This is a genomic window from Candidatus Krumholzibacteriota bacterium, assembly GCA_016931295.1.
Classification (GTDB): domain Bacteria; phylum Krumholzibacteriota; class Krumholzibacteriia; order Krumholzibacteriales; family Krumholzibacteriaceae; genus JAFGEZ01.
Genome location: JAFGEZ010000004.1, coordinates 76,911 through 89,262, shown reverse-complemented (window position 1 = coordinate 89,262; position 12,352 = coordinate 76,911). Strand labels below are relative to the sequence as shown.

11 protein-coding genes are annotated in these 12,352 nt (G+C 69.5%); 7 read left to right on the top strand and 4 right to left on the bottom strand.

The features are described 5' to 3' along the window. Positions 1-25: 25 nt before the first annotated feature. Together JW876_01950 and pyk are read right to left on the bottom strand one after the other, a co-directional pair. On the bottom strand, positions 26-1,237 hold the full coding sequence (locus tag JW876_01950; GenBank protein ID MBN1884272.1) for an HpcH/HpaI aldolase/citrate lyase family protein: 1,212 nt from the start codon (positions 1,235-1,237) through the stop codon (positions 26-28). A gap of 618 nt (positions 1,238-1,855) precedes the next feature. Continuing rightward, a complete protein-coding gene (gene pyk, locus JW876_01945; GenBank protein MBN1884271.1) occupies positions 1,856-3,346 on the bottom strand; it encodes a pyruvate kinase in 1,491 nt (496 codons plus the stop codon). 96 nt (positions 3,347-3,442) lie between these two features. Between pyk and JW876_01940 the strand changes: the two genes are divergently transcribed. From JW876_01940 to JW876_01930, 3 genes are all read left to right on the top strand, one after another. Further along, positions 3,443-4,558 carry a glycosyltransferase gene (locus tag JW876_01940; protein ID MBN1884270.1) on the top strand — a complete coding sequence of 372 codons (1,116 nt, stop codon included), beginning with the start codon at positions 3,443-3,445 and terminating at the stop codon, positions 4,556-4,558. 24 nt (positions 4,559-4,582) lie between these two features. Next, positions 4,583-5,590, top strand: a complete 1,008-nt coding sequence (locus tag JW876_01935) for an aldo/keto reductase (protein MBN1884269.1) — start codon at positions 4,583-4,585, stop codon at positions 5,588-5,590. A gap of 403 nt (positions 5,591-5,993) precedes the next feature. Beyond that, entirely contained in the window at positions 5,994-6,563 is a 570-nt protein-coding gene (locus JW876_01930) for a hypothetical protein (GenBank protein MBN1884268.1), read from the top strand. Positions 6,564-6,691: 128 nt separating this feature from the next. Here the strand turns inward: JW876_01930 and JW876_01925 are convergent, their stop codons facing one another. Beyond that, positions 6,692-7,606 (bottom strand): hypothetical protein, encoded by a 915-nt coding sequence (locus JW876_01925; protein MBN1884267.1) that lies wholly within the window; start codon positions 7,604-7,606, stop codon positions 6,692-6,694. A gap of 180 nt (positions 7,607-7,786) precedes the next feature. Between JW876_01925 and JW876_01920 the strand changes: the two genes are divergently transcribed. From JW876_01920 to JW876_01905, 4 genes are all read left to right on the top strand, one after another. Further along, positions 7,787-9,238 carry a response regulator gene (locus JW876_01920; GenBank protein MBN1884266.1) on the top strand — a complete coding sequence of 484 codons (1,452 nt, stop codon included), beginning with the start codon at positions 7,787-7,789 and terminating at the stop codon, positions 9,236-9,238. Between the two features lie 137 nt (positions 9,239-9,375). Beyond that, a complete protein-coding gene (locus JW876_01915) occupies positions 9,376-9,771 on the top strand; it encodes a hypothetical protein (protein MBN1884265.1) in 396 nt (131 codons plus the stop codon). Between the two features lie 62 nt (positions 9,772-9,833). Then, positions 9,834-10,517, top strand: a complete 684-nt coding sequence (locus JW876_01910; GenBank protein MBN1884264.1) for a hypothetical protein — start codon at positions 9,834-9,836, stop codon at positions 10,515-10,517. A 58-nt stretch (positions 10,518-10,575) separates the two neighbouring features. Next, positions 10,576-11,112, top strand: coding sequence for a hypothetical protein (locus tag JW876_01905; protein MBN1884263.1), 537 nt, complete (start codon positions 10,576-10,578; stop codon positions 11,110-11,112). A gap of 45 nt (positions 11,113-11,157) precedes the next feature. Here the strand turns inward: JW876_01905 and JW876_01900 are convergent, their stop codons facing one another. Further along, positions 11,158-12,339 (bottom strand): reductive dehalogenase, encoded by a 1,182-nt coding sequence (locus JW876_01900; GenBank protein ID MBN1884262.1) that lies wholly within the window; start codon positions 12,337-12,339, stop codon positions 11,158-11,160. Between the last annotated feature and the right edge of the window lie 13 nt (positions 12,340-12,352).

Below are 12,352 nucleotides of genomic sequence, written 5' to 3'. Positions count from 1 at the left end.
TCCTTTGGTCGTCGAATCCCCGCGCTCAGCCGGCGTCCCCCTCGTCGAGGAGGCCGAGGGCCCCGGCGAGACGCAGGATCTTCCGCGCCCGCATCTCGATGGGTCTGTCGATCATCTTGGACTTGATCGTCGCCACGCCGCTTCCCTTCGCGCGCGCCTCCTCGATGGCGGCGACGACCGATTTCGCGTACTCGATCCGCTCGGGGGTCGGCCTGAACACCTCGTGGATCGGCTCGATCTGCGAGGGATGGATGACGCCCTTCCCCTCGAAGCCGAGCATCATCGCCTCGCGCGTGCTCTCGACGAGCCCCTCGGTGTCCTTGAAGGCCGAGTAGACCGTGTCGATCGCCTGGACGCCCGCCGCCTTCGCGCCGAGGACGATGAGCGAGCGGGCGACGAAGCTCTCCGTCCCCTCCCGCGTCCGCTCGACGCCGAGATCGGCGGTGAAGTCCTCCGCCCCGAAGCAGAGGGCGCAGACCCGGTCGCTCGCGGCGGCGATCTCCGCGGCGTTCAGCACGCCCCGCGCCGTCTCGATGAGCGGCATCAGGAGACGCGGCTCGGCGATCCCGTGTTCCGCCTCGACGCGCGCGACGATCTCCTCGACGGCGGCCACGTCCCCGGCGCAATCGCACTTCGGGATCAGGATGGTGTCCGGGCCGGCGGGGACGATCATCCGGATATCCGCCGCGCCGTACTCGGTGGAGAGGGGATTGATGCGGACGATCCGCTCGGCGCCGGCGTAATCGACGGAGAGGAGCGTGTTCCGCACGAGAACGCGCGCGGCGTCCTTCTGGGCGGGCGCCACGGAGTCCTCGAGGTCGAGGATCACCGTGTCGGCGCCGTAGCGGCCTCCGCCGAACATGAGGTTCGGGTCGTTCCCCGGCATGTAGAGGCGCGTCCGGCGGAGCCGGTCGCGCACCGGCGACGCCACCGGCACCTTCCGCGCGGGCGGGCAGCCCGGTTCGGCCACGTCCCACAACCGCCTCGCCGCCGCCTCGATCCGCGCCATGATCACGTAATCGTAGGCGCCGTTGTCCTCGGCGACGAGATGCGCGTGCTCGATGCCGAGTTCCCGCAGCGTCTCCCCGGCTCGCTCGCGGATCTGCTCGCCGAAGAGCGCCTCGACCGTGCTCGTCGCCTCGATCGACACGCCGCCGCTCGTTTGCTTCTCGAGCACGACGAGAATGTCGCCCTTCTTCTCCCCGCTGCCCGTTCGGGCCGCTTTCGTCTCGCTCATGACCCTCTTCCTGTCTGTATCTTCCCCCGAAACCGCGGCGGGAGAACCCGCCCGCCGCCCGCGACGGCAGGCGGCCGCCGCGGCACCAGCCTACTGTAATGAATTCGCCTCCCCGTGTCAAAGAAACACGGCGCGGGGCGGCGCCAACATGCGGGGGCGTATCGTGTTGTCGGAGAAACGGTGTGCCGGAAACAAAATCCGGGGCGGGCTCGCTGCAAACCCGCCCCGTTCTTTCCGAAGGAGGTTCAAAGGATCTTGCTGCTCAGGCCACCTTCGGCAGGCCACTCTCGAGCCTATTCCCTTAACGATGGGGGGAACGCCCAGCGTCGGAAATACAGAGGGGAACCGCGGGCTCGTTATGGCTCTTGCGCTTCGCATATAAGCGCAAGTATCGTGCCAATGAGGCGTTCGCGTCGACGGCGCCCCGATGCGTCAAGCGAGCCCGTGGACAGCCGTGGAAAATGCACGCAGCCTCTTGCCATGATGCATGTTACGGCATGGGCCGCCGCCGAACGCTTTCCAGTAACCGCGCATGATGCGCGATCTTAGCATCGTCGTCCCACACCTCCGCCCATAAGGAATCTTGACAAACTCCCTGCAAGCGTAAAGATTCTTTCCCTAGATGTGAACGACGTGGACGGTGTTCGTCGGTGTCCGCTCGCGCGTCGGGATCCCGGCGGTGAGGACGATCGTCCCCTCGAATCCCGCTTCGCGCATCTTTTCCCGGACGACGGGAAAGACCGTTTCGGTGGCCTCGATGCTGCCCACGGGGATCGCCTCGACCCCCCAGACGAGCGACATCCGCCGGACGACGGGGAGAAAATCGGTCATGGCCACGACGGGTACGCCGGGGCGCAGTGCCGCCATGAGCCTGGCGGTGCGGCCGGAGTGGGTGAGAACGGCGATCGCCGACGCGCCCGTCTCCGCGGCGATCGTGGCCGCCCCCGCGCAGACGGCCCCGTCGAGATCGCCCTGCGAGGCGGGCGCGTACGCGGCGTTCTCGATCCGCCGCGTTCCCGCCCCGGCGGCGAAGGCCTCGATCCGCCGGACGATCCGGTCCATCATCGCCACCGACTCGACGGGCAGGTTCCCCATCGCCGTCTCGGCGCTGAGCATGAGGGCGTCCGTGCCGTCGAGGACGGCGTTCGCGACGTCGCTCGCCTCGGCGCGCGTGGGGCGGTCGTGATCGATCATCGATTCGAGCATCTGCGTGGCCGTGATGACGGGCACGCCGCGGGCGAGGCAGGCGGCGATGATGCGCTTCTGGGCGACGGGAACCTCCTCCGGCGGGATCTCCACGCCGAGATCCCCCCGGGCGACCATGAGCGCATCCGACGCCCCGATGATCCCGTCGAGGCGTTCGAGGGCCTCCCGCTTCTCGATCTTCGCCACGATGCCGGCGTGCGATTCGTGTCGGCCGACGAGTTGCCGGAGTTCCTTTACCTCCGCGACGTCTCGGACGAAGGAGAGGGCCACGTAATCCACTCCGAGCGACAGGCCGAACTCGAGGTCGCGGCGGTCCTTTTCGGTGAGGGCCTCGACACCGAGGCGCACGCCGGGAAGATTGACCCCCTTGCGGGAGGTGAGAACGCCCCCGTGCACGACCTCGCAGAGGACCTCGCCCCGCTCGATCGCCCGCACGACGAGATGGATGCTCCCGTCGGCCAGGAAGATCTCGTTTCCCTGCCGGGCGTCGCGCGACAGATCCGGGTAGTTCACCGGCACGCGCCCCGTCGCGGTATCGCCCTCGCCCGCGACGAGCCGCACCTCGTCCCCCTCCGCGAGGCGCAGAGGCTCCGGCCCGATGTCGCCCACGCGGATCTTCGGCCCGCTGAGATCCTGCATGATCGCCACGCGGTCGCCCACGCGCCGTACGATCTCGTAAACGGCGCGGTGCTCCTCGTATGTGCCGTGGGAGAAATTGAGCCTCGCCACGTCCATCCCCGCCTCGACGAGACGGCCGATCGTCTTCTCGTCGCTCGAGGCCGGCCCGATCGTGCAGACGATCTTCGCCCGTCTCACCGTCCGTTCTCCTCCCGTTCCGGCAGGCGGCTCCCTGGCGGCCGCGTCGCCTGATTGTACCCGCCCGGCGCCCGCCTGCACAGTCATTTCGTCGGAAAGCGGGGCGTTTGCATCGCCGGCCGCCATGTGCTATTCATAGGTGGTCGGCCCCGCAACCGGGGCCGGCGGAAACGGGGAGGCGCGGTGAAGCGGCGAGTGTTGCATGTCATCTATTCCCTCTACCGGGGCGGCGCCGAGCGTCTCATCGAATCGCAGGCATCCGCCTCGGGGGGCGACTTCGACTACACGGTGTGCGCGCTCGCCGGGGGCGGCGACCTCGCCGACGCCCTCCGCACGATCGGCGCGTCGGTCGTCATCCTCGGCAAACGCCGCCGCGGCGAGTTCGGCGCGATGCGGGCGCTCGTCTCGCTGATGCGCCGCGAACGGCCGGCGCTGCTCCACCTGCACAACGCGCCCGGCCTCGTCTGGGGCACGGCGGCGTCGATCGCGGCGGGGATCGGCGCCCCCGTCGTCGCGACGATGCACAACCCCTGGTCGCCGGCGGGGATGCCTCTCGCCTACCGCCTCCTCTTTCCCGTCGGCCTGGGCCGTGCGGCGCGGATCGTCTGCGTCTCGGAGGACGCGCGGCGCTCCTTCGCCGCCCGGTTTCCCCGCCGGACCGGGCGTCTCGTGACGATCCCCAACGGGGTCGCACTCGCGCCCTTCGGCGCCCTGCCGCCTCGCGAGGAGTGCCGGAGACGGTTCCGCCTCCCCGTGGGCGTCCCCGTGGTCGGCACGGTCGGCCGCCTCGTGCCGGTCAAGGAGCACCGTCTCCTTGTCGAGGCCTTCGCCTCGCTGCACGAGGCGCACCCGTCGGCCCATCTCGCCATACTGGGCGAGGGCGAGGAACGCGGGGCGATCGAGGACCGGGCCGCCGAGCTTTCCCTGAACGAGAACGTCTCGATCATCCCGGCGACGCCGGACGTGGCGACCTTCCTCGGCGGACTCGACATCTTCGTCCTCTCCTCGCGATCGGAGGGGATGCCGATGACGCTGATCGAGGCCCTCGCCGCGGGCGTGCCGGCCGTCGCCACGGCGGTCGGCGGCGTCCCGGAGGTGATCGAGGACGGCCGGACGGGCATGCTCGTGCCCCCGGGCGACTCCGGGGCGCTCGCCGGGGCGATCGCCGCCCTCCTCGACGACCCCGTCCGCGCCGCCGCGCTCGGCGGGGCCGGCCGGGCCGCGGTTCGCGAGCGGTTCGGGGCCGCGCTGATGACCGAACGGATCGAGGAACTCTACGACCGGCTCCTCGCCGGCTGAGGCCCGCGGGCCGGGAAGGACGACATGAAGACGAGACGACTGGGACGAACAGACATCGATGCCGCCGTCGTCGGCTTCGGCGGGATCCCCATCCAGGGGCTGTCGGCGGACGAGGCGGAGACGGTCCTGCTCCGCGCCCTCGACCGGGGCGTCAACTTCTTCGACACGGCCCGCGGCTACACGGACAGCGAGGAGAAGATGGGACGCGCGCTAGCGCCGCACCGCGACCGGATCTTTCTCTCCACCAAGGCGATGTCGCGCACGGCCGAGGCGATGCGCGGCGAACTGGAGACGAGCCTGCGCCGTCTGCGCACCGACATGATCGACCTCTACCAGCTGCACGCCGTCGGTTCGCTGGAGGTGCTCGAGACGGTCCTCGGGCCCGGCGGCGCCCTGGAGACGCTCGAACGGGCGCGCGAGGAGGGGAAGATCCGGTGGATCGGCGTGACCGGCCATTCCCGTCCGGTCCTCCTCGAGGCCGTCGAGACGGACCGGTTCGACACGGTCCAGCTCCCCTTCAACCCGATCGAGACCGAATGGTCCGAGGACGTCCTCCCCGCCGCCGCCGCCCGGCGCGTCGGCACGATCGGCATGAAGCCGGTCGCCGGGGGAGCGCTGCGGAATGTCGCCGCCTCGCTGCGGTTCATCCTCTCCGGCGGCATCGACGTCGCGATCCCCGGGATGGACGCCGTCGAACAGGTCGACGAGAACTGCGCCGCCGCCGACCCGCTCCTGGAGCCGAACGAGGAGGAGCTCGCCGCCCTCGCCGACGAGCGCGCGCTGTGGGGCGAGAAGTTCTGCCGCCGCTGCGGCTATTGCATGCCCTGTCCGAACGAACTCAACATCCCCTTCCTCCTGCTCATCGAGGCCTACTACGTCCGGTACGGGCTGACCGACTGGGCCCTCGCCCGGCTCGCCGGCCTCGAGAAGCGATACGCCGACTGCACCGGCTGCGGGGCATGCGTGGAGAAGTGTCCCTACCTGCTGCCGATCCCCGAGCTGATGGAGCGGGCGGCGAAGACGGTCGTCTAGCCTCGTGCCGGCCGGGGTGGAAAACCTGCCGCCCCGCGCGGGGGAGCCCGTCGCCCCGCGACGCGACGGCCGCGCGGAACGCTTTCGCCCGCAGGGCCTTGCCGGCGGCGGCTCGCCGCGGAGCAGGTTGCCCGCCGCTGGCACGCAACTTGTATTCTCCCCTGAAAAAGCTGTTGACACTCGCGCCCGGGTGGTAAAAGCTGTTTTCGAGGGGGTTGACGAAGACCCCGTGCGGGGCAATCCTTCGAATGCGCGGTCCGGCGGACCGCCATGCCGCTCCGGCATACGCCCTCTTGGACGAGCGGTGAAGGAGGTGATGAGAAGGCATATCTCGGTTTCTTCTCAACACCATACATGAAGGCGGAGCGGGCGCTCTTCGCCCGCGATGCAGGAGGGAATGCGTATGAAACGATTCTTACTGGTTGCCGTTCTTTTCGTGTTTGCCGCGGGATCGGCGAACGCCCAGCTTCCCCCGAAGCCCTACATCGGCCTCTACGCCGACGGCAGCCACAGCCTGTGGTGCGCGACCGGCGCGATGCCGTTCTACCAGGTCACGATGTGGGTGTGGGCCCTCTCGACCGACGACTCGCTGCTCTGCGCCGAGTTCGCAGTCTCCTATCCCGCCTCGGGGATCATCGCGTCGACGACGACGGCGAATCCCGAGTACTCGGTCATCCTCGGCGACCTCGGAACGGGCATGAGCATCTGCTTCCAGTCCTGCCAGTACGGCTGGACCTGGCTCTTCCAGCAGGCGCTCTTCGTGAACGAGGCCGACAAGAAGATGATCCAGATCGTCCCGCACGGCGCCTCGGGCGTCGTGCAGGTGGCGCCCTGTCCGGCGGGCGCTCCCGAGATCCTCGCCACGGTCTTCACCAATCTCTACGTGAACGCCGAGAGCGGAACGGATGTCGAGTGCGACCAGACGGGCGTGGAGCCGAAGAGCTGGGGAGCGATCAAGCGCATGCTCGAATGATCGGCAGACCAATCCCGACCGGAACGATGAACGGGGCGCCGCGGGGCGCCCCGTTTTCCCGTCCGTGCCGGCCGGTTCCGCTGCTGCCGGATCGCCGCCCGCCGGTTCCCGCCCGATCCTCGAGGACGTCAGGGCTCCTTTTCGCACGCGGCGGCGGCGATCCGCTCCACGGCGCGGCTCGCCAGGTCCTCCCGGGCGGCCGGATCGCCCTCGAACCCGGTCACGATCCCCAGCCATCCCCCGCGGAGAAAGACGAGCACGTCGCCGCGGTACCGGTCGGATCCCGCCGCGGCGAGCCAGCCGCCGGCGCCCTCGCGCCCGGCGACCGCCGCCCCGATCGAGCCGGTGTACCAGTCGAATACCGTTCGCGCCGCCTCGTCGTCCTCGCCGGGAAAGAGATACAGTTTCCCCCGCTTTTCGCCGGCGGCGTACAGGGCCACGAAGGCCGGAGGGAACTTCGCGCTGCCGAGGACGCCCTCGTTGATGAAGGTCTCGCTCCAGGCGACGAGCCCGTCGGGGGGAAAAACGTCGAGGGCCGCCGGCGGCGCACCCGCGCCGTCGATCCTCGCCGCGATCGCCCCGGCGAAAGCCCGCATGCCCGCCGCCGATTCGGGGCTTCCGTCGTAGGCGTCGATCTTCACGTAGCACCGGCCCCGCAAAAGGTGGAGGGAGTAGGCGTCGCCGAACGCGTCGTCGCCGATTTCGAGGACGTCGGCATCGGGCGATCGGAACTGCGTGAAGATGCCGTAGGCCATGAGCGGCGAGGCGTGACGGTAGATCTCCACCTTGATGCTCCGGCCGGCGTCGTCGCGGTATTCCTGCGCGGCGACCGCCTCGAACTCGTAGGAAAGGAAATTCTCCGCCGATCCGTCGATGTATTCCCAGAGGTCCTCCGGCCCGTAGAAGAGTGGTTCGCCGTCCGTCGCCCAGCCCGCGATCTCGCCCGCTTGCGGGAGAAGATCCCCGGGGCCGGATCCGGCCAGGGCCGGCGAGGCCGCCGAAAAAGCCGCGCAGATCGCCACCGCCGTTATCGTCCGTCTCATGTCGACTCCTTCCTGTCGTCCGCCCTCGGATGATTATACGAATCGGCGGCCGGCGGCGCCCGCATTTTCTGTCCGGTCAACAAACGGCGGATTTTCGTCTTGTCTTCGCATCGGGACGGCCGTATGCTCCTTCACGAAGCGGCCTGTCACATCACGACGGACATTGGACGAGGAGAGAGGATGACCGACGCACATGGACGGCCGGAGCGCTCGATCGCCTGGCGCGCGATCGCCGTCGGCCTCGGGGCGGCGGTGATCGTCCGCCTCGTCGAATCCTTCCTCGCCGCCGACGGTCCGCTCGCCGGGCGCTTTCTCGCCGCGAGCGCGCCCGCCGTGTGGCTGGGTCCCCTGGCGGCCGGACTCATCGCCGCCTTCGGCTATCTCTGGGGCCGGCCACGCCCCGCGGTCGCGGACGCGGCGGCCGTCCTTCCGCTCACGCCGGAGCCCTCCTCCACGAGGACGCGCGCCATCCTCGAGACGCGGAAGGAATCCGACGCCGGGGAGATCATCATCGAGACGCAGAAGCTCGAGGCGTCGGGCGCGCTCGTCGGCGGCATCACGCACGATTTCAACAACCTCCTCGCGACGATCATGGGGAACGTCTCCCTGGCCCAGCTCCACGCCGACGACGAGGGCGAGCTCGCCCCGATTCTCGCCGATCTCGAGAAGGCGGCCCTCAAGGCGCGAAAGCTCACGCGCCAGCTCCAGGCGCTCGCGGGAAACGGTCCGCCGTCCAGGCGGAAGGTGCCGGCGGGAAACCTCGTCACCGACTCGGCGGAGCTCGCGCTGCACGGATCGAACATCTCCTGCCACTACAGCGTCTCCGACGGGCTCTGGCCGGTCGAGGTTGAGGAATCGCTGATGCGGCAGGCCCTCAGCAATATCGTGATGAACGCGCGCGAGTCCTCGCCCGAGGGAGGGCGCATCCACATCGACGTCGACAACCTCCATGTCGCCCTCCAGGGTCGGCTCCCGGTCGGCGAGGGGAACTGGTGCCGGATCGTCGTCCGCGACCGCGGCCACGGCATCCCGCGGGAAAACATCGTCCGGATCTTCGATCCGAACTTCACGACGAAGGAGAAGGGAAGCGGCCTCGGGCTCCCCGCCGCGTGGACGATCCTCCGCCGGCACGGCGGCCACATCGAGGTCGACTCGACGCCGGGGGAGGGAACGGCGGTGACGATCTACCTGCCGGCCTCGCCGGGCGTCGATGCGCGTCCGCCGGTCGTGACGTCCCCGGTTCCGGGCGGCCGCATGAAGATCCTCGTCATGGACGACGACGACCTGATCCGCAAGGTCCTCGGCAAACTGCTCGACAACTTCGGCTACGCCGTCGAATTCGCCGGCCGTGGGGAGGACGCCGTCGAACTCTGGCGACGGGCGATCGAGGCCGGCTCGCCGTTCGATGTCGCGATACTCGACCTCACCGTCGCCGGCGGCATGGGCGCCCGCTCGACGCTCGAGGAGCTGCGGCGGATCGATCCCGGCGTGCGGGCGATCGTCACGAGCGGGTACGGGACCGACCCGATCATGCAGACGCCGAAATCCTTCGGCTTCCGCGGCTCGATCCCCAAGCCCTATCGCGCGGAGGACCTCCAGTCCGTTCTCGGCGCGGCGCTGAAGAAGGAGTGACCGGCCGCGTCAGTGCCGGGCGGCGCGAACGTCCGGCCGCGGAGCGCCCGACCGGTTTCGGCACGTCGGATGCGATTTCCGCGTGCCCCGTCCCCGCCCACGTGCTATATTACCCCTGTATTCATAAGGAGCGACGAATGGGTTTTCTGAAACGTCTCCTCGGGCTCGAGACGATCCCGGGAGAGCCCGCCCCCCTGACAGACGCCAGCTACGATGCGCTCGTGCCGGCGAGCGACCTCCCCTGTTTCGTTTACGTTTTCACACTGATGTGCTCCGGGTGCCAGGTGATGGGAGGGCTGCTCAACGAGATCGGCCCCGATTACGTCGGCCGGGCACTTTTCTTCAAGCTCGACGCCACCAAGAATCCGCGCACCGCGGCCGCGCACGGCGTGACGGGCGTGCCGACGGTCCTCTGCATCCGCGGCGGATCGGTCGCCGACCGCCTCGTCGGCCTCGTTCCCCTCGACGATCTGAGGGGATGGATCGACCGCGCCCTCGCCACGGGTGAAGCGGACGGAGCGGCCTCGCGCTGACCGGAGCGGACGCTGCACACCTCGTGGCGGCGGCGCTCCGGGCAACCAGGGAGGTTTCGACGGTGAGATCGATCGCCATCGCCGCGGCAGCGCTTCTGCTCGCCGCCGCCACGGCCCCCGCCGGGGCGCAGACGGACACACGGGACCAGTTCTTTCTCAAGGCCGATCTCGGCGCCGGGCTGCCGTCGATGCCGAACCTCTCAGACGAACTGGGGCTGCAGGGAGACGAATCGATCGGCGGCGGCTACTCCTTCGCGATCGCCCTGGGCCGGACCCTCGCCGAGCACGCCTGGGCCTTCGAGCTGCACTTCGGCGTCTCCTTCCTCCCGGAGTTCTCCTACGTCAACGAGTACGAGGATTTCACCGCCGATCTCACGCACTACTCCTTCGCCCTCGTCGCCAAGAAGAACCTGCTTCCCGAAAGCGACGTCTTTCGCCCCTGGATCGGCGCGGGCGCCGGCTGGGGCGTGACCAACCTCATCTCGGGCAGCGGCAAGACGCAGGGCGTCGAGCTGCTCGGTCTCGCGCAGCTCGAGATCGCCATGCGGGAAAACCTGTCCTTTCTTCTCGAGGCCTCCTACTGTTACGGACTCGCGGAGGACGCCTTCGAGAATCCCTTCCTCGAGAACATCGCCGGCGAGGACGCCGTCCTCCGCACCGACGGCGAGCCGCTCGAGGACCGCTACGCAGCCTTCGAACTCCGGGTTGGCATCCTCGTCTGGCTGCCGCCGCCCGAGGAGTTCTGAACCCGCCGCTGCCGGTGCATCGCGCGCCGGCAGCGCGCATCGCAATGGAGGGGGAATCGTGATGTACCTGTTCATCTGCCGCCGTGCGTTGACGATCCTCGCCGTCCTCGTCGCCATCGCCCCGTTCGCCGGGTGCGACGACGAGAAATCGATCGGGGGGTGCGACACCGAGACGGCCACGAGCGGCCTCGCCTTCACCGAACCGTCCGCACCGGACGAGACCGCCCGGGTGATGTACCACAGCGTCGCCGAGGTCGACCTCGGCGTCGTCTCCGTGGCGATACAGGATCTCGACGAGACGATGGACGGCCTCGGGATCGACGCGTGGTCGCGCACCGAGCTCTACCATCACAACGGCCCCTGCTGGCCTCCCTACGGGATCGTCTCCGAGATCGACACGCTCGCGAACGACGGCGAGGCGCTCCGCCAGGCGCTCCTTGCCCGCACCGTCGCGGGGCTCGAGGCGCGCGAGGGGACCGACGCGCGGTTCGGCGTCTTCTTCCTGCAATTCAACCAGGGCGGCGAGGATCTCTGGACCCTCTACTTCCACGAGCCGGCGGGAATCGCCGGCGAGCAGGATCTTCGATCGCCATGAGAGGGGCGGCAGCGATCCTGGCGGTCGTTTTCCTCGCGGCGGCCGCTACGTCCGGAGCCAGTCGGGGAGGGGCCTTGCCCTGAAGCGGGAGCCGTAGACGACGTCGTCGCCGAGGACGAGGGCGCGTCGCAGCGGGGGGGCGTGGACGGCGAGAGCCGCGACGAGGCGGTGGAAGGGGGTGCGGGGCTTCGACCACGGGCAGACCGCCTGGCAGATCCCGCAGGTGTACCCGGCCTTCCCCCAGTAACGCAGGCATTTCTCCTCGTCGAGCTTCCACTTGCGGATCCCGCGGACGATCGTCTTCTCCCCCTCGGGGATCGCCCCCGAGGGACAGTTCGTCGCGCACTTCCTGCACTTCTCGCAGAAATCCTGGATGCCGATGTCGACCGGCTCGTCGAGCGCGAGGGGCAGATCGGTCGTCACGGTGGCCAGCCGGAAATCGGCGCCGAGCGAGCGGCTCACGACGTAGCCGCAGCGGGCGAGCTCGCCGATCCCCGCGTCGACGGCGACCGGAACGGCGAGGACGAGGTAGTTGCGCATGTGATGGGCGCGCGCCGGCCAGCCGAGGGCGCGGACGAACCGGGCGAGCTGCACGGAGGCGAGAACGCTGTTCGCGTAGACGCGGCCCACCTCGAAGTCGACGGCCCGGCTCGCCCCGGTCGCGACGAGATCCTTCTCCTGCGCGAAGGCGAGCGAGATCGCGTAGCGGTGCGCCAACTCGACCGGCTCGCCGTAGCGGCCGCCCGCGTAGCCGGGGGGGATGCCCTCGAAGTAGGGGGGATTGACGTAGCCGCCGCCCTCGAAGAAGGGCCGCGCGCCGCGATGCGAGTAGACCCACTCGCTGCGCAGGGGCCCGATACGGACGTCGTCGGCGCCGAGCAGCCGCGCGAACGCCTTGATCCGGCGGGCGGCGTCGGCGGGGTCCCATTCGACCCGCTCGGTGGCCGGCACGCCGTCGACGCGATCGGGAAGGGCGAGGGCCGAGACGGGCACGAAATGCGCCTCGTAGATCGCCCGGGCCACCCGGTCGACGCCGGCGCCCCCCTCCATCTTTCCGGCGAGGAACCTGGCCAGCTCGCGGTCGATCTCCTTCTTCTCGGGGTGGCGCCCGTGGTACTCGCGTTCCCCGGCGCTCCCCGGAGCGAGCGTCTCGCGCGAGAAGACCGTGTCCCGCTCGTCGAAGCGGGCGATCTCGCCGACCTCTTCGTATGTGGGGCGCCGTGTCATCGTTCCTCCCGGA

What these genes read in the sequence shown, in the direction of transcription:
- JW876_01950 (MBN1884272.1), bottom strand. Translation starts at nt 1,237, where the DNA reads ATGAGCGAGACGAAAGCGGCCCGAACGGGCAGCGGGGAGAAGAAGGGC.
- pyk (MBN1884271.1), bottom strand. Translation starts at nt 3,346, where the DNA reads ATGACTGTGCAGGCGGGCGCCGGGCGGGTACAATCAGGCGACGCGGCC.
- JW876_01935 (MBN1884269.1), top strand. Translation starts at nt 4,583, where the DNA reads ATGAAGACGAGACGACTGGGACGAACAGACATCGATGCCGCCGTCGTC.
- JW876_01930 (MBN1884268.1), top strand. Translation starts at nt 5,994, where the DNA reads ATGAAACGATTCTTACTGGTTGCCGTTCTTTTCGTGTTTGCCGCGGGA.
- JW876_01925 (MBN1884267.1), bottom strand. Translation starts at nt 7,606, where the DNA reads ATGAGACGGACGATAACGGCGGTGGCGATCTGCGCGGCTTTTTCGGCG.
- JW876_01920 (MBN1884266.1), top strand. Translation starts at nt 7,787, where the DNA reads ATGACCGACGCACATGGACGGCCGGAGCGCTCGATCGCCTGGCGCGCG.
- JW876_01915 (MBN1884265.1), top strand. Translation starts at nt 9,376, where the DNA reads ATGGGTTTTCTGAAACGTCTCCTCGGGCTCGAGACGATCCCGGGAGAG.
- JW876_01900 (MBN1884262.1), bottom strand. Translation starts at nt 12,339, where the DNA reads ATGACACGGCGCCCCACATACGAAGAGGTCGGCGAGATCGCCCGCTTC.